The 26,650-nt window shown below is 73.4% G+C and carries 22 protein-coding genes and 1 pseudogene; 14 read left to right on the top strand and 9 right to left on the bottom strand.

The window, feature by feature from the left end; translation table 11 throughout:
* Window positions 1-72 precede the first annotated feature (72 nt).
* Window positions 73-1,599, bottom strand: a complete 1,527-nt coding sequence (locus SMA5143A_RS01435) for an FAD-dependent oxidoreductase (protein ID WP_107460980.1) — start codon at window positions 1,597-1,599, stop codon at window positions 73-75.
* Window positions 1,600-1,809: 210 nt separating this feature from the next.
* Between SMA5143A_RS01435 and SMA5143A_RS01430 the strand changes: the two genes are divergently transcribed.
* The 3 genes from SMA5143A_RS01430 (at window position 1,810) to SMA5143A_RS01420 (ending at window position 8,361) form a co-directional block, all read left to right on the top strand.
* Entirely contained in the window at window positions 1,810-4,959 is a 3,150-nt protein-coding gene (locus tag SMA5143A_RS01430; protein WP_107460979.1) for an AfsR/SARP family transcriptional regulator, read from the top strand.
* 221 nt (window positions 4,960-5,180) lie between these two features.
* Window positions 5,181-7,316, top strand: a complete 2,136-nt coding sequence (locus SMA5143A_RS01425; RefSeq protein WP_107460978.1) for an AfsR/SARP family transcriptional regulator — start codon at window positions 5,181-5,183, stop codon at window positions 7,314-7,316.
* Between the two features lie 145 nt (window positions 7,317-7,461).
* The gene (locus tag SMA5143A_RS01420) at window positions 7,462-8,361 is read left to right on the top strand and encodes a helix-turn-helix domain-containing protein (protein WP_181361670.1); all 900 of its coding nucleotides are present in this window, start codon (window positions 7,462-7,464) and stop codon (window positions 8,359-8,361) included.
* 55 nt (window positions 8,362-8,416) lie between these two features.
* Here SMA5143A_RS01420 and SMA5143A_RS01415 read toward each other — a convergent pair whose 3' ends face one another.
* From SMA5143A_RS01415 to SMA5143A_RS01400, 4 genes and pseudogenes are all read right to left on the bottom strand, one after another.
* Entirely contained in the window at window positions 8,417-9,154 is a 738-nt protein-coding gene (locus SMA5143A_RS01415; RefSeq protein WP_107460976.1) for a YoaK family protein, read from the bottom strand.
* A pseudogene (locus SMA5143A_RS01410) lies at window positions 9,147-9,667 on the bottom strand (DoxX family membrane protein). Before SMA5143A_RS01410 ends, SMA5143A_RS01415 begins: the two are co-directional and overlap by 8 nt.
* A 36-nt stretch (window positions 9,668-9,703) precedes the next feature.
* Window positions 9,704-10,366 (bottom strand): hydrolase, encoded by a 663-nt coding sequence (locus SMA5143A_RS01405; RefSeq protein WP_107460975.1) that lies wholly within the window; start codon window positions 10,364-10,366, stop codon window positions 9,704-9,706.
* 56 nt (window positions 10,367-10,422) lie between these two features.
* On the bottom strand, window positions 10,423-12,306 hold the full coding sequence (locus SMA5143A_RS01400) for an amidohydrolase (RefSeq protein ID WP_181361676.1): 1,884 nt from the start codon (window positions 12,304-12,306) through the stop codon (window positions 10,423-10,425).
* A 269-nt stretch (window positions 12,307-12,575) separates the two neighbouring features.
* Here SMA5143A_RS01400 and SMA5143A_RS01395 point away from each other — a divergent pair, with 269 nt between their 5' ends.
* On the top strand, window positions 12,576-13,547 hold the full coding sequence (locus tag SMA5143A_RS01395; protein WP_107460973.1) for an alpha/beta hydrolase: 972 nt from the start codon (window positions 12,576-12,578) through the stop codon (window positions 13,545-13,547).
* 29 nt (window positions 13,548-13,576) lie between these two features.
* Entirely contained in the window at window positions 13,577-14,293 is a 717-nt protein-coding gene (locus SMA5143A_RS01390; RefSeq protein ID WP_107460972.1) for an alpha/beta fold hydrolase, read from the top strand.
* A 62-nt stretch (window positions 14,294-14,355) separates the two neighbouring features.
* Here the strand turns inward: SMA5143A_RS01390 and msrB are convergent, their stop codons facing one another.
* The 4 genes from msrB to SMA5143A_RS01370 form a co-directional block, all read right to left on the bottom strand.
* Window positions 14,356-14,763 carry a peptide-methionine (R)-S-oxide reductase MsrB gene (gene msrB, locus SMA5143A_RS01385; protein ID WP_099967967.1) on the bottom strand — a complete coding sequence of 136 codons (408 nt, stop codon included), beginning with the start codon at window positions 14,761-14,763 and terminating at the stop codon, window positions 14,356-14,358.
* Window positions 14,764-14,776: 13 nt separating this feature from the next.
* Window positions 14,777-16,162 (bottom strand): UDP-N-acetylmuramate--L-alanine ligase, encoded by a 1,386-nt coding sequence (murC, locus tag SMA5143A_RS01380; RefSeq protein ID WP_107460971.1) that lies wholly within the window; start codon window positions 16,160-16,162, stop codon window positions 14,777-14,779.
* Window positions 16,163-16,252: 90 nt separating this feature from the next.
* The gene (locus SMA5143A_RS01375; RefSeq protein WP_107460970.1) at window positions 16,253-16,708 is read right to left on the bottom strand and encodes an indole-3-glycerol phosphate synthase; all 456 of its coding nucleotides are present in this window, start codon (window positions 16,706-16,708) and stop codon (window positions 16,253-16,255) included.
* Window positions 16,709-16,828: 120 nt separating this feature from the next.
* Window positions 16,829-17,632, bottom strand: coding sequence for a pyrimidine reductase family protein (locus tag SMA5143A_RS01370; protein WP_107460969.1), 804 nt, complete (start codon window positions 17,630-17,632; stop codon window positions 16,829-16,831).
* 37 nt (window positions 17,633-17,669) lie between these two features.
* Between SMA5143A_RS01370 and zapE the strand changes: the two genes are divergently transcribed.
* The 9 genes from zapE to SMA5143A_RS01325 all read left to right on the top strand — a co-directional run bounded on the left by zapE (window position 17,670) and on the right by SMA5143A_RS01325 (window position 26,638).
* On the top strand, window positions 17,670-18,770 hold the full coding sequence (zapE, locus tag SMA5143A_RS01365) for a cell division protein ZapE (protein ID WP_107460968.1): 1,101 nt from the start codon (window positions 17,670-17,672) through the stop codon (window positions 18,768-18,770).
* Window positions 18,771-19,004: 234 nt separating this feature from the next.
* Window positions 19,005-19,406: a hypothetical protein gene (locus SMA5143A_RS01360; protein WP_181361669.1), complete on the top strand. Its 402-nt coding sequence runs from the start codon at window positions 19,005-19,007 to the stop codon at window positions 19,404-19,406.
* Between the two features lie 80 nt (window positions 19,407-19,486).
* Window positions 19,487-20,065 (top strand): carbonic anhydrase, encoded by a 579-nt coding sequence (locus SMA5143A_RS01355; protein ID WP_107460967.1) that lies wholly within the window; start codon window positions 19,487-19,489, stop codon window positions 20,063-20,065.
* 20 nt (window positions 20,066-20,085) lie between these two features.
* Window positions 20,086-21,591, top strand: coding sequence for a SulP family inorganic anion transporter (locus SMA5143A_RS01350; protein WP_107460966.1), 1,506 nt, complete (start codon window positions 20,086-20,088; stop codon window positions 21,589-21,591).
* 257 nt (window positions 21,592-21,848) lie between these two features.
* Window positions 21,849-22,847 (top strand): slipin family protein, encoded by a 999-nt coding sequence (locus SMA5143A_RS01345; protein WP_107460965.1) that lies wholly within the window; start codon window positions 21,849-21,851, stop codon window positions 22,845-22,847.
* Window positions 22,848-22,952: 105 nt separating this feature from the next.
* Complete coding sequence (locus SMA5143A_RS01340) at window positions 22,953-24,320, top strand: PhoX family protein (protein WP_107460964.1); 1,368 nt, start codon at window positions 22,953-22,955, stop codon at window positions 24,318-24,320.
* Window positions 24,321-24,575: 255 nt separating this feature from the next.
* A complete protein-coding gene (locus SMA5143A_RS01335; RefSeq protein WP_107460963.1) occupies window positions 24,576-25,475 on the top strand; it encodes a winged helix-turn-helix transcriptional regulator in 900 nt (299 codons plus the stop codon).
* A gap of 31 nt (window positions 25,476-25,506) precedes the next feature.
* The gene (locus tag SMA5143A_RS01330) at window positions 25,507-26,376 is read left to right on the top strand and encodes a polysaccharide deacetylase family protein (RefSeq protein WP_107460962.1); all 870 of its coding nucleotides are present in this window, start codon (window positions 25,507-25,509) and stop codon (window positions 26,374-26,376) included.
* A 46-nt stretch (window positions 26,377-26,422) separates the two neighbouring features.
* Window positions 26,423-26,638, top strand: coding sequence for a hypothetical protein (locus tag SMA5143A_RS01325; protein ID WP_107460961.1), 216 nt, complete (start codon window positions 26,423-26,425; stop codon window positions 26,636-26,638).
* Window positions 26,639-26,650 lie beyond the last annotated feature (12 nt).

Below are 26,650 nucleotides of genomic sequence, written 5' to 3'. Positions count from 1 at the left end.
GTGACGGCGAGCGAAGGTGGCGGCCCGGGTCGGTTCCGTCCCCTCCCCATCGCGCCCCCGCCGGGCGTCCCCTCAGGCGTCCCCGGCGTCGCGGGTGAGCGGTGGTTCCTCCGGGGTCGGGCGGGCCGGGCCGAAGAGGACCGCTCGGGCCACCTTCGGGGCGAAGAGGGCGCTGAGGGGCTCCTTCAGGGTGAGGGCGGCGCGGAAGGCACGGCCCACGACGGGGTCGCCCGGGGTGCGTTCCTGGACGCGGCGCAGATACCACCCGGCGACCCGGTCGGCGGGCCGTACGACGGCGGCGTTGCCGACCGCTCCGGGCATCTTCTTGTCCGCCCCGGCCGAGATGTCCCACGCCTGCCGGGACGCGGCGAGCAGCGCCTTCTGCACGCGGCGCGTGGTGGGCGTACGGCGCGGATCGGCGAGGGCGTCCCGCAGCGCGACCGCGCTCAGCGCCGCGACGGCCATGCCCTGCCCGTAGATGGGGTTGAACGTGCACAGCGCGTCGCCGGTCGCCAGGAACCCGGCGGGGCGGCGGCCCGGCAGGTCGTATCGGCGCCGGACGTTGGCGGTGCGCCGGAACCCGGACACCGGGGAGAGCGGCTCGGCATCGCGCATCCAGCGGTGCACCACCGGATGCGGGAGCCGCTTGGCGTACGTCTCGAACTCCTCCTCGTCCGTGGGCGGTTCGTCGCCGCGCAGCCCGGAGAAGGTGGCCAGATGGGTGCCGTCCTCCAGGGGCAGCACGACGACGCCGTACGGCTGGTCGGGGTTGGGGACGACGTAGAACCCGAGGGCCGCGGCACTCGCGTCGGCGCCGAGCGTTCCGGTCGTGTCGCGGTAGACGCGGGAGGCGTAGGCGAGGCCAGTGTCGATGGTCTCCTCGTGCGGCGCCTCGGCCCCGACGGCCGTCAGCCAGCGCGGGGCCTTGGTGCCACGCCCGGAGGCGTCGACGACCAGATCGGCGGCCAGTTCGCGCTGTGCGCCCCGAGCGCCGTCACCGCGCTCGCGGAGCAGCACACCGCGTACGCGGGACGCGTCACCGAGCAGTCCCACGGTCTCGGTGCCCTCGACGAGGGTGACGGAGGGGTTCGCCAGGACCCGGCGCCGGATCAGCCGCTCGATCTGCGCGCGCGAGCCGGTGTGGATGTGCGTCGACGCGGGCACCCGCCGGAACCAACGGCCGCTCTGCCACTGCACGATGTCCTCCGGCATCCCCACGCGCGGCGCGCCCGCCGCCCGCAGCTCCTCCATGAACCCGGGCAACAGCGCCTCCAGGGCGAGTTGGCCGCCCTCCAGCAGAACGTGCGGGTGCCGGCTCTGCGGTACGCCGGGCCGGGGAGCGGTACCCGCGAGGGTGCTCCCGACGACGCCGGCCTCAGCGTCGAGGTCGGCTTCGGCTTCGGCTTCGGCTTCGGCTTCGGCTTCGGCTTCGGTGGGGAAGCGGTCGCGTTCCACGATCGTCACTCTCTGGGCGTGCCCGGCGAGGACGTGCGCGGCGAGCAGCCCCGCGAGACTGCCCCCGACGACGACCGCGTGCCGGCCGGCCGAGCCGCCCGATCCCGCCGATTCCCAACGGCTGTCCGCCCCACCCGAGTTCACCGAACCTGCTCCCTTTTCCGGAGATTCCCTGCGACCTGACACCAGTATCACCGCGCCCGGCGAACCGCCCCCGCGGCTCACCGACGCCTGCCCTCCCTCCCTCACCGCTCAGCCCCGCCCCCTCCGCGCTCCCGCGCATGACTCTGGGTGACTCGCGGGGCCACGTATCGTCATGGGGGCACAGAAGATACGAGATACAAGGGGGCCTCCTTGGCACTGGAGCCGGTGTCGTTCGCGGTTCTGGGGTCGGTCCGGGTACGGCGGGCCGGGGTGGAGCTGACACCGGGCCGTCCGCAGGAACAGGCGCTGCTGGCGCTGCTCCTGGCGCGGGCGGGGCGACCGGTCGCTGTGGGAGAGATCGTCGACGTGCTGTGGGGTCGGCGCCCGCCGGACAGCGCCGTCAATGTGATACGCCGCCATGTGGGGTCGCTGCGGCGGTGGTTGGAGCCGGGGCTTCCCACCCGAGCCGTCGGGCGGTGGCTGGTCCGTGAGGCGGGCGGGTACCGGCTGCTGGTCGACGACGACTGTCTGGACCTGCTCCGCTTCCGTCGGCTGCGCGACGAGGCGCGGCGGACCTCCGCCGACCCGGACGCGGCGCCCGCACGGGCCGTGGGCGTCCTCACCGAGGCCCTGGCGCTGTGGCGTGGACCGTTCGGCGCCGGTCTCCCCGCCGAGGTCCGGGAGCGGGCCGGGTTCGGCCAACTCGACCGCGAGCGACTGGCAGCCGTACGGGAGGCGGCCGACGGAGCCCTGCGCGCCGGTATACCCGGCGCGGTGCTGCCCGCCCTCCAGGAGGCCGTACGTGGCGCACCGCTCGACGAACCGCTGCTGGCCAGGCTCATCCTCACCCTGGCCGCCGCCGACCGCACGGCGGAGGCCCTGACGACCTACCGGGCCGCCCGCACACGGCTCGCCGACGAGCTGGGCATCGATCCGGGACGGGAACTCCGGGAGGCGCACCGGACGGTCCTGCGCGGGGCGGGGCCCCGGAACGCATCCGCCCCGTGCCCCACCACCGGCCACGCCGCCGCACAGGCATCAGCGCCGGCCCCCGCACGGGCACCCGACTCCGCGTCCGCGCAGGAAACCGCCCCAACGCCAACGCCAACGCCGGCACCGGCACCGGCACCGGCACCAACTTCAGGAACCGCGCCCGCGCTCGCACCCGTCCCAGCCCAACTCCCGCACGATCTCCCGACGTTCACCGGTCGTAGGGCCGAGCTGGAGGAGGTGCTGGCCCTCCTGGACACCGCGCCAGGCCCGCCGGCCTCTGCCCCCGGCACCGTCGTCATCAGTGCCATCGGCGGCATGGCCGGCATCGGCAAGACCACGCTCGCCGTGCACTGGGCGCACCGGGTCGCCGACCGGTTCCCGGACGGGCAGTTGTACGTCAATCTGCGGGGGTTCACCCCCTCGGGCGCGGTGATGGGCGCGGACGAAGCCGTACGGGTGTTCCTCGACGCACTGGGCGTACCCCCGGAGCGGGTCCCGCACGGCGTGGATGCCCGTGCCGCGCTGTACCGCAGCCTGCTGGCCGGGCGGCGGTTCCTGGTGCTGCTGGACAACGCACGCGACACCGAGCAGGTACGGCCGCTGCTGCCGGGGGCGCCCGGGTGCCTGGCCATCGTCACCAGCCGCAACCAGCTGACCGGGCTCGTGTCCGCGCACGGCGCCCACGCGCTGACCCTGCGGCCGCTGGACACCGAGCAGGCACGGGCGTTCCTCGGACGGCGGCTGGGTGCCGCGCGGCTGACGGGCGAGTCGCGGGCGGTGGCCGAGATCGCCGCGCTGTGTGCGGGGCTGCCGCTGGCCCTGGCGTGTGTCGCGGCTCGCGCCGCCGCGCATCCGCGTTTCGCGCTGTCGGCGATCGCGGCCGAGCTGCGGGAGGCGCACGGCAGCCTCGACGCGTTCAGCCGGAGCGACACGTCCGCGAACGTCGGCGCGGTCTTCTCGTGGTCCCTGAGTGCCGTGTCGGCGGACGCGGCCCGCCTCTTCCGGCTCCTCGCCCTGCACCCGGGCCCGCACTTCTCGGCGGGGGCGACTGCCGCGCTGGCCGGGCTCCCGGTGCGCCGGGCCCGTTCCCTGCTGACCGAACTCGCCGACGTCCACCTCGTCCGCGAGCACGCCCCCGGCCGCTACGCCCTCCACGACCTCCTCCGCGCCCACGCCGCCGAACTCCTGAGCGAAGCCGGACCGGATCCGGACGGCGAGCCCCCCGCCGGGGGCGACCCGGCAGCGGAGCGCGCCACGGCAGTGCGACGGGACGCGAGGGTGGGGCGGGACATCGCCGCCGGACCCGAAACGGCCGCCGGGTACCGGGTCGCCGCCGAACACGACACGTCCGTCGGGCACATCGCGGCCACCGAACACGACGCCGCCGTCGGCCGGCTGTACGCCTACCACCTGCACGCCGCCCACGCCGGCCAGCGGCTGCTCGCCCCGCAGGAGGATCCGCTGGCGCCGGGGCCGGCCCCGGCGGGCATGCCGGTCGAGTCGTTCGGCGATCATGAGCAGGCCCTGGCGTGGCTGACGACCGAGTACCCGGTGCTCCTGGCCGTGATCGAGGCGGCGGTGCGCTCGGGGCGGGACCGGCTCGCCTGCCTGCTGGCCTGGGCGCTGGAGCCGTACTTCGACCGGCGGGGCCACTGGCACGACTGGGCGGCCACCCAGCGGACCGCGCTCGACGCCGCACTCCGGCTGGGCGAACCCGCGTGGGAGGCGAGGGGGCTGCGTGCGCTGGCGCGGGCCGAGGGACGGCTGGGTCTGCACGAGTCGGCCCGGCCCCGCCTCGACCGGGCCCTGGAACTCTTCACCGGGCTCGGCGACGCCATCGGCCGGGCCGACACCCACCGCAGCCTCGGCTGGACCTGCGACCAGGCGGGCGACCTGCCGGGCGCGCTGCGCCACAACCGGCTCGCCCTGGAACTGTTCCGGGACAGCGGCCGCCCGGCCGCGCACGCCAGCGTCCTCAACTCGGTCGGCTGGTACCACGCGCTGCTCGGGGAGTACCGGGAGGCGCTGAGCCACTGCTTCCAGGCGCTGCCCCTGCTCCAGGACCTCGGCGACCGCTACGGCCAGGCGGCCACCTGGCACAGCATCGCCTTCGCCCACCACCATCTCGGCCGCCACCGACAGGCCCTCCTCGGCTACGGCAACGCACTCGGCTTCTACCAGCAGTTGGGCGTGCCGTATCTGGAGGCGAGCACCCTCGTCCACCTCGGCGACACCCATCGCGCGATGAGCAACCACGACGACGCCCACGCGGCCTGGCAGCAGGCGCTCACCATTCTCATCACCCTCGGCCACCCCGACGCCGACGACGTCAGGGCCCTCCTCACGGCCGGTGACCGATGTGTGTGACCGGCGGGGAGCCCAAGGCGAGACCACCGCACCGGTCGGGTCACGACTCACCGGCGCCCGCCGGGCGAGTGGCCGATGAGAGCCCGTTGACCGGGGGCCCGGCGGCTCTGTTCCCTGAACGAGGTGACCGGTGGGGCGGCCCCACGGGGGCGCCGGTCCGTGGAGCGGGGCGTGAGGCAGGACGTGGGCGGCGGTCGGGGGTGGCCGGGGTGCGGGAAGCGATGCGGTTCGAGGTGTTGGGGCCCCTGCGGGTGTGCCGGGGTGACGAGGAGCTGGACCTCGGGTTCCCCCAGCAACGTGCGCTGCTCGCGCTGCTGTTGGTGCGGGCGCGCCGCCCTGTGCTCGCGGGTGAGGTCGTCGACGTGCTGTGGCCCGAACGCGCGCCGGCCAGCGCGATGAACGTCGTACGGCGGTACGCCGGTGCGCTGCGGCGGCTCCTCGAACCGGATCTGCCGCCCCGCGCCCCCGGGCGCCGCGTCCTGCGCCGCGCCGGTGGCTATCTGCTGGAGGCGGCAGAGGACGAGGTGGACCTGCTGCGGTTCCGCGCGCTCACCAAGCGTGGCAAGCGGGCGGCTGCCACCGGGCGGTCCGAGGCGGCGCTACGGCACTTCGTGGACGCGCTGGGCTACTGGCGCGGCCCGGTGGCGATGGGAATCCCCGCGTCCGTCCGGGAGCACACCGAGTTCGCCTCTCTGGAGCGGGAGTTGACGCGCACGGCGCGGATGGCCGCCGATGCCGCGCTGCTCTGCGGCGGCTCCGAGCTGGTCCTGCCGCATCTGCGCCGCGCCGTGGAACTCGACCCCCTCGACGAGTCGGCGCAGGCGGGCCTCGTCATGGCCCTGGCCGCGTCCGGCCTCCAGGCGGAGTCGCTGTCGGCGTACGAGCGGGTACGGCGGCTGCTGGCCGAGGAGTTGGGCACCTTCCCCGGCCCGGAGCTGACGGCCGCCCACACCCGGGTGCTCCGCCAGGAGTGGGGTCCCCACCGGCCGGCCGCACCCGCACGGCCACCCCACCCGACACCGACGGGCACCGTCACCGCGGCAGCCTCCGCGGTGCCCCCGACAGCGGCCCCCACGGCAGCCCCCGGAGCAGCTCCCACGTCCACCCCCGCGGTGGCCCCCACAGCAACCCCCGTGACGGCCCTCTCCACCGCCCCCGGAGCCGTACCCGCGACCGCCCCCGGAGCCGTACCCGCGACCGGCGCCGGAGCGGTACCCATGACCGCCCCGGCGCCGTCACCCACCCCACTCCGACCCGCCCGACTACCCGCCGACAACCCCGTCTTCGTCGGCCGAGACGCGGAACTCGGCACCCTGCTGTGGATCACCGACGCGGCCGCCGCCTCCACCGGCGCGCCCGCGACCGTCCTGGTGAGCGGGATGCCCGGCATCGGCAAGACGGCCCTCGCGGTGCACTGGGCGCACCGGGTCGCCGACCGGTTCCCGGACGGTCGACTCCACGTCTCACTACGGGGGTTCGACGCAGTCAGGCCCCCGCTGGAGCCCGACGAGGCCCTGCGCGGGATGCTCGGCGCGCTCGGGGTGCCCGCCGCGCGGATGCCGGCCGGGGTGGACTCCCTGGCCGGGCTCTACCGCAGCACGCTGGCCGGACGGCGGCTGCTCGTGCTGCTCGACGACGCCGCGGACACCGAGCAGGTACGGCCGCTGCTGCCCGCGGGACCGGGCAGCCTCACCCTCGTCACCAGCCGTCTCGCCCTGTCCGGGCTGACCGCGTCGGGGGCCCATCCGCTGCACCTGGACCTGCCGTCGACGGCGGACGCGGGCGCCGCCCTCGCGCGCCGCGTCGGCCAGGACCGGACGGCCGCCGAACCCGGGGCCGCCGCCGAGATCGTGGCGCGGTGCGGACGGCTGCCGCTGGCGCTGGCCGTCGTCGCCGCCCGTGCCGCCGACCGCCCGGAGTTCCCGCTCTCCGCGATCGCCGCCGAGCTACGGCACCCGGGCGACGGCCTCGACGCCTTCGCCGACGCGGGAGGCGTGCCCGGCCTCCGAACCGCCTTCGGCCCCTCCTACCGCAGGCTGCCCCCGGAGCACGCCCGCCTGTTCCGGCTGCTGGCCCTGCGCCCCGGACCCGACATCACACCGGGTACGGCCGCCGCGCTGGCCGGCCTCCCTCCGCGCCGCACCCGGCTGCTGCTCGACGAACTCGCCGACGCCCACCTGGTCACGGAGCACGCCCCCGGCCGCTACGTCCAGCACCCCCTGCTGCGCCTCTTCGCCGCCGAGCTGACCGCCGGATACGACTCCCCCACGGAACGCCGCGCCGCCCTCCACCGGCTCCGCACCTACGCGGCGACCATCCCCGACCACCACTCCACCCCACACGGCGACCGTCCCTGACCACCACCGCCGACGGTCCCCCGCGCGACAAGCCCTCCCTCCCGGCCACCGTCACTTCGCCGTCACTCTTTTTGCACATCCGCCTTCCTACGCTCCGGGTGCAATGACCGACGGTGTGTTCGAACGGCCCGGGAGGCAGCCTCAGATGATCTCCGACACCAGTACGCTCGGGGCCCCGCCCCTCCGTATCTCCGTGCTCGACGAGGCGCCGGCGCGGCTGCCCGGCCAGGAGCCGCCCGGTCGACAGACGCCGCGGGCGGGGGCGTACCGGCTGACCGCGCGGACGGGCGGCGAGTACCTGTTCGTGGGGGTGTGCGGGACCGGCGCCCCTGCCCCGGAGCGGCTGCCGGACATCGCCCTGGGGCCCGGTGACATCTGCTTCTACGACGCGGACCACCCGCCGTTACTGGAGTTCCCCGGGTGTTGCAGCCTGAAGGTGTTCCTCGTGCCGCGTGAGGCGATGGGGCTGGAGGAGCGCGACGTGCGGCGGGTGACGGCGGCGCCGGTGGCACGGGCCTCCCGGCTGGGGTCGCTGCTGTCGCCGTTCCTGTCCGAGCTGGCCGACTCGGCGGTCTCCGCCCGGCCGTTGGTCACCGAGATGCTCACCCGGAACGCGGTGAACCTGCTGACCACGCTGGCCACGGAGCAGTTGGGCCGGGAGTCGGGCGGGCCGCCGGGCGGCCGGTCGCCGCTGGTGGCGCGGATCCTGCGGTTCATCGACGAGCACCTCGCCGACGCGGATCTGTCGCCCGAGGTGATCGCCGGGGCGCACCACATCTCGGTGCGCTATCTGCACAAGCTGTTCCAGGACGAGGGCACGACGGTGGGCCGGTGGATCCAGCGCCGCCGTCTGGAGGAGTGCCGGCGCGATCTGGAGCTCGGTGTGCGGGGGCGCCGCACGATCGCCTCGGTGGCGGGCCGCTGGGGTTTCCTCAGCGCGACGCACTTCAGCCGGGTGTTCCGGGCGGCGTACGGGATGTCGCCGAGCGAGTGGCGGGACAGCATGGGCGGCATGGGCCGGGGCGGACGGACCCTCGCCCGGTAGCGGAGCGGGCGGTGACCCCGGTCGGGGGGCCACCGCCACGGGGGGTGCGGGGTCGTCAGTCCGGGGGGCGGGTCCACGCCGCGTCGGAGGACGCCAGGCGCAGGGCGGCCACGCAGGTCGGCGCGAGCAGCAGCAGGATCAGGCCCAGGGTGGGGGCGAGTCCGGTGTGCCGCAGGAGCAGGGCCCCGGCGAGGGCGCCGAGGAACATGGCGAGGACGGACAGGATCCGCCGTCCGGGCCGGGACGCAGGCCCGCCGGCCGGGGTGGAGTCCGCCGCGAGGCCCGTCAGGGTGAGGGTCAGCACGGTCGTGGTGAGGTCGGGGACGCCGAGGCGCCGTACGACCGCGTTCTGGAGCCCCATCGCGAGACCGAGCAGCACGATGAGGGTGTAGCGGAGCGGGCCGCCGACCCGGTCGCCGTCGCAGAGGGCGGCGGCGAGGGTGGCCGTGGCGGCGAGGACCGTCTGCGCCGCCACGGCGAACACCAGCACCCTCCCGCGATGGGCGAACCGCGCGGCGACCCGGCCCCCGGCCAGGGCCCCGGCGAGGAACGCGGTCATCGCGACGACGGACGCGAGCGCGGACAGGCCCTCGGCGCCCGCCAGGGCGAACCCCAGGAAGACCACGTTGCCGGTCATGTTGGCGACGAAGACATGGCCGAGGGCCAGATAGCTGACCGCGTCGACGACCCCGGTCACCACGGTGAGCGCCAGCAGGAGCGGCGGCAGCGGCCCGTGCCGGTCCCCGCGCGGCGGTACGAGCGTGCGGACCGCGTCGGTCACCAGCTCACGCACGGCCCGTCACCCCCTCGGGTGCCGCCGCGGCGGCCGGGCGGTGCAGGACCGCCCGGGTGGCGAGCCCGGCGGTGGGCCCGAGCAGCACGGCCGCGACGGACACCCACGGCGGCCACGGGGCGAACCCGAGCACCTCGTCGCCCGACCAGCGGCCGGGGCCGGTGAGCGCGAGCACGGCGGCCACGAGGACGAGGAAGAGCGGGTACTCGTACCCGTCGTTCTGCACCCACAGCCCGTTGCGCCACTTGACGGTGCTCGCGACCGTCATGACCCCCATGGCGGTCACCGCCGCCAGGGGGTGAGCAGTCCGGCCGCCAGGAACAGACCGGCGCCCAGCTGGCCGCCGCCCGCGGCGAGCGCGGTGAGCGTTCCGCCGCGGAAGCCGTCGCGGCGGAACTCCTCGGTTCCGCCGGCCAGGCCGTTCCCGCCCAGCAGGAAGCTGACCTTCTGCACCCCGTGCCCGGCGATGAGGAGCCCGGCCACGAGGCGCAGCAGCAACAGTCCGGTGTCCATCACGTTCCCGCCCGTTCCCGACGTCCGTCGTGCTTCTCAGCCGGCCGCGTGGGCGCCGATGACGGCCTGCGCGTAGACGATGCCGAGGCCGTACGCGCCCGCGTGCTCCTTCACGACCTGCGTGGTCGGCCCGTACGTCTCCTCACGCGCCCAGTCCCGCTGGAGCTCCAGCAGCACCTGCACCCACGTGACGGGCACGGCGCCGGCCTGGATCATGCGCTGGACGGCGTGCTCGTGGGCCTGCGGGCTGACACCGCCGGAGGCGTCGGTGACGACGTAGACCTCGTAGCCCTGGGCGAGCGCGGACAGCGTGGGCAGGACCACGCACACCTCGGTCCACAGACCGGCGATGACGAGCTTCTTGCGGCCGGTGGCCTTGACGGCCTCGACGAACGCGACGTCCTCCCAGGCGTTCATCGACGTACGGTCGACGATCTTGTGGTCGGGGAAGACGTCCGCGAGCTGCGGCAGGAGGGGACCCGAGAAGGACTCGGCGGCCACCGTGCTCAGCACCACGGGCACGTCGAAGACCCGGGCCGCCTTGGCGAGGCCCACGGTCGCGTTGATGATCGCGCCGCGGTCGCCGCTGCCGGTGCCGAAGAACATCTGCGGCTGGTGGTCCACGAACAGGACCGCGCAGTTGTCGGGGGTGAGGAGGTCCGGGCCGGGAGCCGCGGTGACCTCGTCGATGTCGACCATGATGGGTGCCTTTCTGCTGTGAGGGGTGTGATCGGAGGGGGAAGTCGTGGGAGGGGTCAGAGGGCGAAGCAGGGGTCGAGGGCCGGGCCGTCGTCGGTGCCGGGGGTGAGGCCGCGGGCGGCGCGCCACCGCCGGTGCAGTGCGGACTCGGCGGCGGCCTCGCCCAGCAGTTCGGCCTGGCGGGCTCCCGACCGGCCGGTGGGTCCGCCGGCCTGGTAGCCGCCGTGGTGCGCGACGGGGCTCCAGTCGGGGCTGATCGGCGGGAGTTCCTCGTCGAGGCCCTCGTACTCGACGGCGGCGTGCACGATCCGCCCGCCGACGACGGTCAGGACGGACTCGATGTGCGGGATGTCCGGCTCGGGCACGGTGAAGTAGTCCTCGGACAGCAGCGCGAGGTCACCGAAGTACCCGGTGCGCAGCACGCCCTTGAGGTGCTCCTCGCCGGTGAGGGCGGCGCCCGCCGTGGTGAACATCGCGAGCGCGGTGGCCCGGTCGACCCGGTTGCGGGGCGGGCGCAGGGCGAGGTCGCCGACGGTGCGGCCGCTGACCAGCCAGTGCAGGGCGACCCACGGGTTGTAGGTGGACACGCGGGTGGCGTCGGTGCCGGCGCCGACGGTCAGGCCGCGGTCCAGCATGGCGCGGACCGGCGGGGCGGTCGCGGCGGCCTCGGGGCCGTAGCGGCGCAGGAACGCCTCGCCCTGGAAGGACAGGCGGTTCTGCACGGAGAGGGCGCCGCCGAGGGCGGCGATCCGGTCCAGGCTGCTGCCGGAGACGGTCTCCGCGTGGTCGAACAGCCATCTGTTCCCGGCGGGGAAAAGCCCTTCGGCGGCGAGTTTCTCGAATACGGCGAGATCCCGGCGAATGGTCTCGTCATAGGTGGCGTGGAGTCTGAATCCCCAGCCGTTCTCCATGAGGAGACGGACGGCTTTCTCGAATTCCGTCTCGTAGTCCGCGGTGAGTTCCGGGCGTGGCTGGGTGAAGTTCTCGAAATCGGCGGCGGCCCAGGTGAGATTCTCGCCCGCGCCGTTCAGGCGCAGCCAGGCGTCGCCGTCCTCGGGGCGGACCGTGCCGATCCAGCGGGCCAGGTCTGCCGTCTCCTGGCCGGGGGTCTGCGGGAAGAGGTGGTAGGCGATGCGCAGGGAGAGCTGTCCGGCGGCGGCGAGTTCGACGACGGTCCGGTAGTCGTCGGGGAAGCTCTGGAATCCGCCGGCGGCGTCGATGGCGGAGGTGAGTCCGAACCGGTTGAGTTCCTTCAGGAAGTGCCGGGTGGAGGTCTTCCGGTCCTCGTCTGCCAGGGCGGGGGCCTTGGCGAGTGTCGAGTAGAGGATCAGGGCGCCGGGCGCGGCGAGCAGCATGCCGGTGGGGGCGCCGTCCCGGCCTCGGACGATCTGTCCGTCCCGGGGGTCGGGGGTGTCGCGGGTGAACCCGGCGGCCTTGAGCGCGGCGCGGTTGAGGATCGCCGACTGGTACAGGTGCAGGACGAACACCGGGGTGTCGGGCGCGGCGGCGTTCAGTTCGGCGACGGTCGGCGGCCTGCGCTCGGCGAACTGCTCGGCCGACCAGCCGCCCACCACCCGCACCCACTGCCCCTTGGGGGTGCGGGCCGCCTGTTCGCGCAGCAGGGCGAGGCCCTCGCGGAGCGTGGGGACTCCGTCCCAGCGCAGCTCCAGGACGTAGCTGAGGCCGCCCCGGATGACATGCAGATGGGAGTCGTTGAGGCCGGGGACGGCGCGCCGGCCGAGGGCGTCGACGACCCGGGTCCCCGGGCCTATGTGGGGTGCCACGTCGCGGTCGTCGCCGACGGCCGTGACGACCCCGGCGCGCACGGCGAGCGCCTCGGCCGCCGGGCGGCTCCGGTCGCCGGTGTGGATCCTCGCGTTGCGGACGACGAGGTCCGCCGCGTCGTCGACGGCACGGGGCACGAGCCCACCGACCGGCATCGTGGACAACGGGGTTCTACCTCCCTGGGAATAGGGGTGGAAGCGGCTGAACGACTGCTGCCCTCAAGCTATTTCGCCTCATGGGCCCCAAGTGACCCGCCAGCGCACGGAATTCGTACTCCCAGCGCACTGGCCGTGCCCCGCCGACCTTTTCCGTGCGCTGTGGGATAGGTCCCGGTGCGCTCAGGGGCAATTCCCGCCGCATTCCCGGTCCTAGCGTGCAGGGCGACGTACCCGCACCTCGCGCACCACACCATCGGGAGAAACACATGTCCGACACGGTCGAACCGGTACGGCCGGTTCTGGAACCGGCGGCCGCCGCCTTCGCCGAGGCGACGGCCAACCGTCCCTTCCTCTTCGAACTGCCGCCCGCCGAGGGCCGCAAGGCGGTCGACGAGGTGCAGTCCGGCGAGATCGGGAAGCCGGAGGTCGACGAGGAGTGGATCACCGTCTCGGGCGGCCCGACGGGCAGCGTCAGGGCACGGATCGTGCGGCCCGCCGGCGCCGAGGGCACCCTGCCGGTGATCCTCTACATCCACGGCGCCGGCTGGGTGTTCGGCAACGCCCACACCCACGACCGCCTCGTCCGTGAACTGGCGGTCGGCGCGGGCGCCGCCGTGGTCTTCCCGGAGTACGACCTCTCCCCCGAGGCCCGCTACCCCGTCGCCATCGAGCAGAACTACGCCGTCGCCCAATGGGTCGTGGAGCAGGGCGCGTCGAAGGAGCTGGACGGCACCCGGCTGGCCGTGGCCGGTGACTCGGTCGGCGGCAACATGACCGCCGCCCTGACCCTGATGGCCAAGGAGCGCGGGGACGTTCCCCTGGTCCAGCAGGTCCTCTTCTACCCGGTGACCGACGCGAACTTCGACACCGGCTCCTACCGCCAGTTCGCCGAGGGCTACTTCCTGCGCCGCGACGGCATGCGGTGGTTCTGGGACCAGTACACGACCGACGAGGCCGAGCGCGCCCGGATCACCGCGTCGCCGCTGCGCGCCACCACCGAGCAGCTGACCGGGCTTCCCCCGGCGCTGGTCATCACCGGTGAGGCCGACGTCCTGCGCGACGAGGGCGAGGCGTACGCGAGCAAGCTCCGTGAGGCGGGCGTCCCGGTCACCGCCGTCCGTTTCCAGGGCATCATCCACGACTTCGTGATGCTCAACGCGCTGCGCGGCACCCACGCCGCCGAGGCCGCGATCACGCTGGCCACCGGCACCCTGCGCACCGCGCTGCACGCCGGCTGACCGACCCGCACCGAGAGAGAGGACCCCTCATGTCCACCACGCCCACCGCCCTCCTCGTGCACGGGGCCTTCGCCGACGCGTCCAGCTGGGCCGGCGTCGTCGAGGAGCTCCAGAGCCACGACATCCCCGTCGTCGCCGTACCGAACCCGCTGCGGGGTCTGGCCTCCGACGCCGCGTACATCGCCTCCGCGGCCGCCCAGATCGACGGCCCCGTCGTCCTCGTCGGCCACTCCTACGGCGGTGCGCTCATCACCGTGGCGGGCGCGACCGAGAACGTCGTCGGCCTGGTCTACGTCGCGGCGTACATCCCGGAGGAGGGGGAGAGCCTCGGCGAGTTGCAGGGGCGCTTCCCGCTGGCCCCGCTGGTCGCCAACCTGGTCGAGCGAACCTACCCCGTCGAGGGCGGGGAGCCCGCCGTCGAGGTCACCATCGCGCCGGACGCCTTCCCGGGGATCTTCGCCGCGGACGTCCCCGCCGAGGCGACCCGGATCCTCGCGGTGTCGCAGCGTCCGCTGGCGACCGCCGCGTTCACCGAGACCCCGCCGGTCGCCGCCTGGAAGACCCGGCCGTCCTGGGCCGTGGTCGCCGCGGCCGACGAGGCGATCAACCCCGAGGTCCAGCGCTTCGCCGCGAAGCGCGCGGGCGCCACGATCACCGAACTCGACGGAGCCTCCCACGCGGTGGCGGTCTCCCGCCCGAAGGACGTGGCGGCGGTCATCCGCGACGCGGTACGCCTCACCAGCTGAACGACGTGTGCCCCGCGCCCCTGTCAGGGGCGCGGGGCACACGTGCCACCGGGCTCAGGGAGTCACTCGCCCTCGGGCGCCAGCCGCAGCGAGATGCTGTTGATGCAGTACCGCTGATCCGTGGGGGTGGGATACCCCTCCCCCTCGAACACGTGTCCGAGGTGCGATCCACAGCGGGCGCAGCGGACCTCGGTGCGCACCATCCCGTACGTGCGGTCCTCGATCAGTTCCACCGCGTCGCTGTCCTTCGGGTCGTAGAAGGACGGCCATCCGCAGTGCGACGCGAACTTGGTGTCGGAGGTGAACAGCTCCGCGCCGCAGGCCCGGCACGAGTACACCCCCTTCGTCTTCGTGTCGGTGTACTCCCCGGTGAACGCCGGCTCGGTACCGGCCTGACGCAGCACCGCGTACTCCGCCGGGGTCAGCTCCGCGCGCCACTGCTCGTCCGGCTTGTCGACGTCGTACGGCATGGGTCTCAGCCCCTCACTGCGAAAGACGGTCCAGGATCCTCGGGCCCAGGTCCGTCACGTCACCCGCGCCCATGGTGAGAACGAGATCACCGGGCCTCGCCATTCCCGCGACGACCGCGGGCGCCTCCGCCTTGTCGTGGACGGCCGTGACCTCGGCGCCGGCCGCCCGCGCCGCGTCGATGATCAGCTCGCTGGTGACGCCCGGGATCGGGTCCTCGCGGGCCGGGTAGATGTCGAGCACGACGGACGCGTCCGCGAGGGCGAGCGACTGCCCCATCTCGGTGCCCAGCTCCTGCGTACGGGAGAACAGATGCGGCTGGAACAGCACGAGGATGCGCGCGTCGCCGGCGGCGGCCCGCATCGCCTCCAGGTCGGCCGTCATCTCGGTCGGGTGGTGCGCGTACGAGTCGATGACCTGCACCCCGGCGGCCTCGCCCTTCAGCTGCAACCGGCGCTTCACACCGGTGTAGGCCGCCAGGGCGGGCGCCAGCTCGGCCGCCGGGACACCCAGCGCGACACCGGCGGCCAGGGCGGCGACCGCGTTGTGCGCGTAGTGCCGGCCGGGCACCGACACCGTGAAGGTGAGCTCCCGCCCCTCCAGCAGGACGGTGACCTCGCTCTTGAGTCCCTGGGGCACGACGGCGAGGACACGGACGTCGGCGTCCTCGCTCTCGCCGTAGGTGACGACCCGGACGCCCTCGACGCGACGGGTCAGCTCCCGCGCGCCCTCGTGGTCCGCCGAGATCACCAGGGTGCCGCCGGGCACGATACGGCCGGCGAACGTCTCGAAGGACTCGTAGATCTCGTCCATGGACGCGTAGTTGGCGTGGTGGTCCAGCTCCACGTTGAGGACGATCGCGACCTCGGGGGCGTACTTGTGGAAGCTGCGGTCGCTTTCGTCCGCCTCGGCCACGAAGATGTCGCCGTTGCCGTGCAGGGCGTTGGAGCCGGGCGCGTCGAGGTCGCCGCCGATGGCGTACGACGGGTTCAGGCCCAGCGCCGTCAGCGACACGGCAAGCATGGACGTGGTGGTGGTCTTGCCGTGGGTGCCGGCCACCGCGATCGGGCGCAGTCCGTCCATCAGCCGGGCGAGCGCGTCCGACCGGTGGACGACCGGGATGCCCAGCTCGGCGGCGCGGGCCAGCTCCGGGTTGTCCGCGCGGATCGCCGACGACACGACGACGCACGTCGCGTCGTCGGCGAGGTGCTCCGCGGCGTGCCCGATGTGCACGGTCGCGCCCAGCGCGCGCAACGCCTGCGCCGTCTCCGACTCCTTGGCGTCGCTCCCCGCCACCTTGGCGCCGCGCTGGGCCAGGATCTTCGCGATCCCCGACATCCCGGCCCCGCCGATCCCGATGAAGTGCGGTCGGTCCATGGCGGTAGGAAGGCCGGGTGCCATGTGTGTTCTCCCAGTACTGGTACGGCGAAGTTTCAGGGCAACCCTATGCCCATACGCCCCCGCGATCGGCAGGGACCACCGGTCACAGCACTAGGTCCCGCTGTGGGAGAAGAGCTTCAGTACCGGGACCCCCACCTTGTGTCGTGCCCGGGACGCCCAGTCGCGGTGGAAGAACTCCTCCACGTAGTGGGGGTCGGTCAGCACCAGCACCTCGTCGGCTCCGACCTCCTCCACCAGCGACTTCAGCGCGTCCAGCGGATGGTCCTCGATCAGCCGACCCTCCGCCTCGCTGCCGGCCGCGCGCAGCGCCTGCAAGGACACCTCCAGAGCCCGTTCCCCCTCGTCGAGGGCCTGTTCCCCCTCCGGGGTCTCCCCCTCGCGCGCCGCCTCGTCCAGCTCGCCGAGCGCGAGGTCGTCGATGGCCCGCAGCAACCGGTCGGCCTGGTTGCCCCGCGGCTGGAGCAGCACGTGGAAAGAGGCCGGCTCGTCGCCGTGCAGGGTGGTGACGAACTCCACGTCCGCGGACGTCAGAGCCTTCTCGATCATCAAAACGCTCGTGAACGACACCACAGGCGCCCTTCTTCCGGGAGGACCCCGCGGCCCTCGCTCCTCAGGGATCTAGTGTGCCCGGCGAGAACTAAACGGAACGGGAGATTCCGCCCGTTCTCACGTACGACGGTAACGACCGAACAGGAACCCGGCCTCTTCCAGCAACGACACCAGCTCGAACCGCCTCGGCACCGCCACCGGGGGCCCTCCGGCGATGCGCTGGGCGTCCCCCGCCGTGAGCATCGGCGACACGGTGAGGCACAGCTCGTCGAGGACACCGGCGGCGATCAGCTGCCCGAGGACCCGCGGTCCGCCCTCGGTGAGCAGCCGGGTCAGCCCCAGGTCGGCGAGGGCCCGCACGGCCCGCGCGAAGTCGACGCCCATGCCGTCCCCGGCGATCACCACCCGCGCGCCCGCCTTCTCGGCGGTGGCCACCCGGTCGGGCGGGGCGGCGGCGCCGGTGAGCAGGAGGGTGGGCGTGAGCGGTGAGGTGAACAGGGGGAGGGAGAAATCGAGGTCCAGTCCGGCGCTGACCACCGCGACGGCCGGGGCCGGTGTCTGCCCGGCGGCCCGGCGGGCCTCGGCGAACGCCTCACGCGCGCGTGCCGGGCGGTAACCCTCCTGGCGTACCGTTTCGGCGCCGACGATCACCACGTCGGCGAGCCCCCGCAGGGTGCCGAAGATCCGCATGTCGGCGTCGCCGGAGATCGGCTGCGAGCGCCCGTCGTGCTGGGCCGCCCCGTCCAGCGTGGACACCATGTTGGCCCGCAGCCACGGCTCCCGCCCGCCCGGGCCGGGCGCGGGATAGGCGTACGCCGCCGCGAGCTCCGCCAGGCTCCACTCCCGGTCGTCCGCGCCCCCACCGGTCTCGTCCGGGGTCCGGGCCGCTGTCTCTTCGGTCACAGGGAACAGGCGTCGCATGTCGTGCAGTGTGGCACGGCCTTTAGACTCGGTAACCGTGTCGTCGTCCTCTGCCGCCGTGTCCGGCCCCATAGCCGAAACGGCTCCGCTGTCCCTGTGCACCCGCGAGCCGCACGTCCCCGCCGACCGGCTCGTGGCCGAGATGGTGCCGCCGCCCCGCTTCGACTCGGTGCGCTTCGACACGTACATCCCGGACCCGAACCAGCCGAGCCAGACCGAGGCCGTCAAGGTCCTCGGCGGCTTCGCGGCGGGTCTCGGCGGCGCCCACGCGACCGGTGCGGGCAGGCGCGGCCTCTTCGGCTTCGGCAGGGCGAAGGCCCCCAAGGTCCCCGCCGGCCCCCGCGGTGTCTACCTGGACGGCGGCTACGGCGTCGGCAAGACCCATCTGCTGGCCTCCCTGTGGCACGCGACCCCGGCCGAACCCGCGCTGAAGGCGTTCGGCACGTTCGTGGAGCTGACCAACCTGGTCGGCGCGCTCGGCTTCCAGAAGACGGTCCAGACCCTCTCCGGGCACCGGCTGCTGTGCATCGACGAGTTCGAGCTGGACGACCCGGGCGACACCGTCCTCGTGTCGACACTGCTCGGCAAGCTGGTGGACGCGGGCGTCGCCCTGGCCGCCACGTCCAACACCCTGCCGGGCAAGCTCGGCGAGGGCCGGTTCGCGGCGGCCGACTTCCTGCGGGAGATCCAGGGCCTGTCCGCCCACTTCCGCGCGCTGCGCATCGACGGCGAGGACTACCGCCACCGCGGGCTGCCCGAGGCGCCGCCGCCGTTCTCCGACGAGCAGGTCACGAAGACGGCGTACGCCACCGAGGGCTCCTCCCTCGACGACTTCCCGCATCTGCTGGAGCACCTCGCGCGTGTGCACCCCAGCCGGTACGGCGCTCTCACGGACGGCCTGAAGGCGGTGTGCCTGACCGACGTCCAGCCCGTCCCCGACCAGTCGACCGCCCTGCGGCTCGTGGTGCTCGCGGACCGGCTGTACGACCGTGAGGTCCCCGTGCTCGCCTCCGGTCTGCCCTTCGACCGGCTGTTCAGCGAGGAGATGCTGAACGGCGGCTACCGGAAGAAGTACTTCCGGGCCATCTCCCGGCTCACCGCCCTCGCCCGCGACGCCGGGCGACTCGCCGGACACTGAGCCCCAGCGGCCCACCGACACCCCTCACCGGGAGGAACTCCCCCAGGTCAAGGGGCTTTTTCGGCCATCCTGCCCACGCTTTTCAGGCTCTCTTCAGCTCGAAACGTTAAGTTAACCCTGCAAACAACTTTGCAGGGTTAACGTGTTTCTTGACCATCGGTTGACCATTGATTGACCAAGTCATTCAACTGTCGGTCCCATGGGAGACAAGACGAACTGGCAGTGGGGAGGCTCATGTTGCGAGGTACGACGCCCCGGACCGTCATCACGGCCCTAGCCGCCGTCCTGCTCGCCCTGCATTTCTTCACTCCCACCGCTTCCTTCGCATCCGCGCACACGCCCGGTCACGTCAAGGCCAAAGCCGCGCCCGGAAAGGCCCTCCCGGTCACCCCGGCGCGTGACCCGGCCGCCATGTCCCGCCCCTGCGGTCATCCCGAGGACCCGATCGGTCCTCTCCGCACCCGCGACCGGCATCGCGCCACCATCCACACCGCTACCGGAGCGCCCGTACGCCCGTCGCAGGGGGAGAACCCGGCGGTCGCGAGCGAACCGGAACGCCCCTCGGCCCGGCACCACCGGCAGTCGAGATCCCTCACGGCCCACACCCCGGCCGCTCTCCAGGTCTTCCGCTGCTGAGAGCGCGGAGCCCGTTCCCCCCACATCTGTCGTGCAAGCCCGACGCGCCGCCGTGGCGCGCCAGGAGGAGTCACCACATCATGCAGCCCCTCATCGACAACGCCCGTACCTTCGGACAGCGCCCTGAGGAGTTCGCCAGGCTGGCCGAGGGCCAGTCCCCCGAGGTCCTGTTCATCACCTGCTCCGACTCGCGGGTCGTCCCGGCCCTGATCACGGGCGCCCGCCCCGGCGAGCTCTTCGAACTGCGGACCGCCGGCAACATCGTCCCCCCGTACACCCCGGACCGCCCCACCGGTGAGACGGCCACCATCGAGTACGCCGTGGAAGTCCTCGGCGTCAGCGACATCGTGGTCTGCGGCCACTCGCACTGCGGTGCCGTCGGCGCGCTCGTACGCGGCGACGACCTCGACGCCGTGCCCGCCGTACGCGACTGGCTCACCCACGCCACCCCGCGCCCTGAGGGCACGGTCGAGGACCCCACGGTCGCCGACGGCGTGCAGAACCACGTCCTCAGCCAGCTGCTGCGGCTGCGCTCCTACCCCTGTGTGGAGAAGCGCCTCGCCGACGGCCGGCTGCGGCTGCGCGGCTGGTACTACGAGGTCCACACCGGAGCCGTGCGCGAACACCGCGCGGACACCGACACGTTCGAGACCCTCTGAGCGGCGGGCCGGTGTCCTCGATGAACTCCTCTACCTCCCCCACCTCCAAGTTCCCCTACATACGCCAGGACTTCGGCGCCTCACTGGTCGTCTTCCTGGTCGCCCTGCCGCTGTGCGTGGGCGTGGCCGTCGCCTCCGGGGTGCCGGCCGAACTCGGCCTGATCACCGGCATCGTGGGCGGCATCGTCGCCGGTCTGATGCCCGGCAGCAGCCTGCAGGTCTCCGGCCCGGCGGCCGGGCTCACCGTGCTGGTCTTCGAGGCGGTGCGCCAGTTCGGCCTCCCCGCGCTCGGCGTGATCGTGCTCGCCGCCGGTCTGCTCCAGCTCGCCATGGGCGCGCTGAAGCTGGGCCGCTGGTTCCGTGCGATATCCGTCTCCGTCGTCGAGGGCATGCTGGCCGGAATCGGTCTCGTGATCATCGCCGGCCAGCTGTACGCGGCGGCGGGCCTGAAGGCCCCGGCCTCCGGGCTCGACAAGATCGCGGGGCTGCCCGGCGCCTTCGTCGCGGCCGTGGGCAGCGCCGCCGCGGTCGCCTCCCTCGCGCTCGGCGCGGGCACCGTCGCCGTGATGGTGCTGTGGAAGCGGCTGCCGAAGAAGGTCCAGGTCGTGCCCGGCGCGCTCGCCGCGGTCGTCCTCGCCACGGTCGCGACCCTCGCCTTCGGTCTGCCGGTCGCCAGGGTCGAGGTGAAGGGCCTGCTGGACTCCATCCAGCCGCCGGGACTCGACGCCTTCGGCGGGCTGGCCGACGTGGCGCTGATCGGCACGGTCCTCGCCTTCACGCTCATCGCGTCCGCCGAGAGCCTGTTCAGCGCGGCGGCGGTGGACCGGCTGCACGACGGGCCGCGCACCGAGTACGACAAGGAGCTGATGGCCCAGGGCGCCGGCAACACGGTGTGCGGTCTGCTGGGCGCGCTGCCGATGACCGCGGTCATCGTGCGCAGCTCCGCCAATGTGCACGCCGGCGCGAGGACCAAGGCGTCCCGTGTCCTGCACGGCGTCTGGCTGCTGCTGTTCGCCGCGCTGCTGCCGGGGGCCCTCGCCCTGATACCGCTGCCGGCCCTGGCCGGCATCCTCGTCCACGCGGGCTGGAAGCTGATCCCGTTCCGCGCGGTCGTCTCGCTGTGGCGCGACCACCGGGGCGAGGCGCTGATCCTGGTGACGACCGCCGTGTCGATCGTCGCGGTGAACATGTTCGAGGGCGTCCTGATCGGCCTGGCCCTCGCGGTCGTCAAGACGGCCTGGGAGGCCTCGCACATCAAGCTGGAGGTCATCGACAAGGGCGCCGGCCCCGTCCAGGCCTATCTCTCCGGCAACGCCACCTTCCTGCGGCTGCCGAAGATCCTCGACAGCCTGGAGTCCCTGCCCCAGGACCGCCCCGTCGAGCTCCACCTCTCGGGTCTGCACCACCTCGACCACGCCTGCCGCACCGCCCTGGAGAACTGGGCGGAACGGCACAGCGCGACCGGCACCGAGCCGGTGAGGATGACGGGCCCGGAGCCGGAGAAGGTCGCCTCGGCCGCCCGCTGACGCCGCACGGCGATCCGCTGCCGCCGCACGGCCCCACCAGGCGGGCGGCGGCCCTCGCGGGCCGTCCCCGCCCCGGCGCCCCGGTCCCCGCGACCGGGGCGCCCCCCGTGTTCGGCCCCCGGCGAACGACAGTCGCCCCAGCCGTCGCCCGAGGCATATCGTGGTATTCGCGTGGATATGCCACGACTCCGCGGACGCACGACGACCCGGGAGAGGCCGGGGGCGGTCGTCACGGTCGACTCAAAGGGGCGGTCGTCATGGGCGAAGCACTCATCGCGGCAGCCGCGGCCCTCGCCGCCGGCGGCGCCGTCTATGTCGCGGCGGCGGCCCGCGTCATCAAACAGTACGAACGCGGCGTGGTCTTCCGCCTCGGCCGTCTGCTCGGGGCGCCCAGACCGCCCGGTTTCACCATGGTCGTCCCGTTCGTCGACCGTATCCGCAAGGTGAACATGCAGATCGTGACGATGCCGGTGCCCGCCCAGGAGGGCATCACCCGCGACAACGTGACGGTCCGCGTGGACGCGGTCGTGTACTTCAAGGTCGTCGACCCGGCCGGCGCGGTCGTACAGGTGGAGGACTACCGTTTCGCCGTCTCCCAGATGGCGCAGACGTCCCTCCGTTCGATCATCGGCAAGAGCGACCTCGACGACCTCCTCTCCAACCGCGAGAAGCTCAACCAGGGCCTGGAGCTGATGATCGACAGCCCGGCCGTGGAGTGGGGCGTCACCATCGACCGCGTGGAGATCAAGGACGTGTCCCTCCCCGACACGATGAAGCGCTCCATGGCCCGCCAGGCCGAGGCCGACCGCGAACGCCGGGCGCGCATCATCAACGCGGACGCGGAGCTACAGGCGTCGAAGAAGCTGGCGGAAGCGGCGCACCAGATGGCCGAGGCGCCCTCGGCGCTCCAGCTGCGCCTGCTCCAGACGGTGATGGCGGTGGCCGCGGAGAAGAACTCGACCCTGGTCCTCCCCATCCCGGTGGAGCTGTTGCGCTTCCTGGAACGCGGCCAGTCGGAAGAGGAGACCACCCCCGGGCGCCGACCCCGCCCGGACCGGACCACGCCGGCCGAGGAACCACCCGGCTCGGCCGCCCCCGCCGGGCTCCCGGACTCCGCCGGACCGGCCGCCCCTCCCGAACTCACCGACCCGCCCGGTTCAGCGGCCGCGCTTCCGCCCCGCCGGGCTGCGGACGCCCCACCGGTAGCCCCCCACTTCCCACCCGTCACACCGGACAACCCCACGCCGACCGAGTGATACCTACGGAACACCTTCTACGCGCGTGGTTCACGCGGCCGTACCCCCGTGATACACACAGGCGGGTCACATCCTGTCCGCCAACAGGAAGGTTGTCCCGTGTCAGTGACTCGACGTCAGGCCCTCGCCCGTACCGGTGCCCTGGGAGCGGGCATCGCGTTCACCGGAGCCCTGTCCGAACTCTTCGCGGGCACAGCGGCCGCGCAGAGCGACCTCGGCCACACCGGCTACGGCCCGCTGATCCCCGACCCGAACGGCCTGCTCGACCTGCCGAAAGGTTTCCGCTATCAGGTCCTCTCCCGCGAGGGCGACCAGCTCCGCTCCGGTGAGGGCCGCGTCCCCACCAACCACGACGGCATGTCCGCCTTCGCCGGCAGACACGGCCGCGTCCACCTGGTCCGCAACCACGAGAACCGCCACACCGGCCGTATCCCGGTCCCCACCGTCGAGGGCCTCACCTACGACCCGGCAGGCAAGGGCGGCTGTACGGCGCTGACCCTGGACGCCCGCGGCAACGTCCTGGCCGAACGCGTCGCCATCGCCGGCACCGCCGTCAACTGCGCGGGCGGTCCGACTCCCTGGGGCACCTGGCTGACCTGCGAGGAGACCGAGGACAGGGCCGGCACCAACGGCTACACCAAGGACCACGGCTTCATCTTCGAGGTCGACCCGGCCGACCCGCACCGCTCCGGCGCCGTCCCGCTCACGGCGATGGGCCGCTTCCAGCACGAGGCGATCGCCGTCGACCCGAGGCGCGGCGTCGTCTACGAGACGGAGGACGCCTTCGAGCGGCCCTTCGGCCTTTTCTACCGCTTCCTCCCCGACCGGCCGCAGGGGGGCCTGGGCTCCCTGCGCGCGGGCGGCCGTCTGCAGGCGATGCGGGTACCGGGGGTCCCCGACCTGTCCTCCATCCAGGAGACGGGCGCCTGCTTCGAGAAGATCGAATGGGTGGACGTCCCGGACCCGCTGGCCACCACGACGGCCATCCGCCACCAGGACTTCGGCCCCAAGGGCATCACCCACGCCCAGAAGCTGGAGGGCTGCTACTGGGGCGGCCGCTGCGTCTACTTCGTCTCGTCCTTCGCCCGCAGCGCGGACGGCTCGGCCGCCGACCACTACGGCCAGATCTGGCGCTACGACCCCGACCACCGCACCCTCACCCTGGTGATCGTCTTCGGCCCCGACACCGACGTCCAACTGCCCGGCGAGTCCCCCGACAACATCTGCCTGGCACCCAGCGGCGGCCTCATGGTCTGCGAGGACGGCAACGGCACCCAGCACGTGTACGGCGTCACCCGCCACGGCGACGTCTACGCCATGGCCCGCAACGCCCAGAACATCGGCACCCCCACCGAACCCGAGTGGGGCGAGTTCGCGGGCGTCACGTTCTCCCCCGACGGGCGCACGATGTACGTCAACTGCTACACGCCGGGCACGACGTTCGCGGTGACGGGGCCGTGGCGCCGTACGTGAGGTGACGGGTCGTACGCGACCCGGAAGGGGGCGGGCGTCTGCGGGTGCCCGCCCCCTCTCGCGCATCGATGGACCCGAATCCGCAGGTCCGTGCTCCCCGCGTAGATTTTTCTGTCCTTCCCCGGAGGATCCTTTGACGCCGTTCTGACCCGTTCCGGGTTCACTGGCCGCGACCGCTTCCCCCCAGCGGAACGACAGCTCATGACGCGGGCGGCACCGTGACGCCCGCTCGACAGGGACCGGTGAACGAACCTCATGGACACGCCCCCCACCCCGGTGTCCAGCGGCGACGGGACGACACGTGTCCTCGTCGCCCACCCGACCCCGTCGCAGGCGCTCGGCCTGTTCCGGCACCTGCGCGCGGCGGGGATGAGCGTCGCGCTCCCACGGGGCGGTGCGGGCGCCCTGTCACTGCGGCAGCTACGGGAGCAGGCGCCCGATGTGGCGCTGCTGGCGGTCGGCTCGTCCGGCACCTCCTGGGACGCCCTCCTCCTGGCCCGCGCCCTGCGCCGGGAGCCGCACCGCCCCGCCATCCTCTTCCTCACCGACGGCACCTGCCGGCCGGAGGAGCTGAGCCTGGCCGACGACTACGTCCACGAGGGCTGCCGCCCGGCCGAACTCGCCTTACGTGTGCGGGTGCTGATGACCAGACGCCGCACCCCCGACCTCGCTGCGGCGGCCTCCCGGCTCCCCGCCTCCCCGCCCGCCACCGGCCCGGTGCTGCACGTGCTCCCGGAGAGCAGGCGCGTCCTCCTGCGCGGACGCGATGTGCCGCTCACGATGACGGAGTTCGACATCCTGCACGTCCTCGCGGTCCGCGCGGGCGAGGTGGTCCGCAAGGAGGAGATCCTCGACCGGGTCTGGCGCCACGACTTCGACGCCGGCTCCAACGTGGTCGAGTCCCACATCTGCACCCTGCGCCGCAAACTGGCGGACACCCGCCGCACCCTGATCAGCACCGTACGAGGCATCGGCTACCGCCTGACCGCGCCCGACACCCTCGACCCGACCTCAGGTCAACCGTCCGGCGTCACCGGACACCCGGGCCGCGACCGGTCGGCCATCCCGAGTTCCCCGCGTCCCGGCTCCGCTCCGCTCGGCCGGCCGGGTGACTTCCGAGGCGGATTCCGGGTGGATGAGCGGGTGATCGGATGAGTGGCGAGTGCGGGGTGTTTACGTTCGTGTCGTGATCATTCCTGTGCGAAGTGTCAGGGTGCTCTGTGCGCTCGGGGCGCTCGGGGTCGCCCTGACCGCCTGTGGGGGGCCGCGGGCCTCCTCCCGAGTGGTCACCGCCACGGCCACGGGGGCGGCTCAGCGCCCGGTCGTGGCGTCCCGGCCTCCCACACTCGCTCCCGGGCCGGCCGGCCTCGCGCCGGTGTTCGAGCACGGGCCCCGGAACCGGGGCGAGAAGGCGGTCGCGCTCACCTTCGACGCGGACATGAGCGAGGAGCAGGGGGCTCGGGCCGCCGAGGGCGCCCGGTTCGACAATCCCCGGCTCATCGCGACGCTTCGCCGGCTGGAGGTGCCGGCGACCGTGTTCATGACCGGGCGGTGGGCCGAGGAGTACCCGATCCAGGCCCGCTCGATCGGACGGGACCCGCTCTTCGAGGTGGCGAACCACTCATACGGTCACCAGGCCTTCAGCGCCGACTGCCATGGCCTGCCCACCCTGGAGGCGGGCCGTGTGGCGGCCGACGTCGAGCGGGCGTACACCGCGTTCCGCGAGGCCGGGGTGGCGGACCCGATGCCGTACTTCCGCTTCCCGGGCGGCTGCTACGACCGCCGTGCCCTGCGCGCGCTCAGCTCGTCCGGGGTCACGGCCGTGCAGTGGGACGTCGCCGGCGGGGACGTCGCGGCCACGGATCCGGCGGTGGTCGCCCGAGGCGTGCTGGAGCGCGTGCGGCCCGGGTCCGTCGTCGTCCTGCACTGCGTGAGGAGCGCCGCGCCCGTCACGGAGCGGGCGGTGCGGATGATCGTGCCCGCGCTGCGGGAGCGTGGATTCCGACTGGTGAAGGTGTCGGAACTGGTCGGGGCGGCCGCCGCCGCCACGTCGTGAGTCCCGTACGCGGGGCGTTTCCTCCGCGCCGTCCTACGCTGGACGCATGAGCGAGTACCGCGGCACCGAGGCGACGACCACGGGTGCGGCTCCGGCGTCGGCCACGGAGACGGTGGAACAGGCTCGCGTCGCCGCCGGTCCGCCGTTCGCCGCCTGTGTCCTGTGCCAGGAACCGACCGAGTATCCCGAGTCCCACAGGGGGATCACCCTGTGCCCCGTGTGCGAGTGGCGCGAGGCCGAGCGCACGGCTTGTTCGGGCTGAGCACGGATCACT

Origin of the sequence: Streptomyces sp. MA5143a, from assembly GCF_900290235.1 — a bacterium.
In the GTDB taxonomy this organism is placed as follows: domain Bacteria; phylum Actinomycetota; class Actinomycetes; order Streptomycetales; family Streptomycetaceae; genus Streptomyces.
This window is presented reverse-complemented; position numbering and strand designations above follow the sequence as displayed.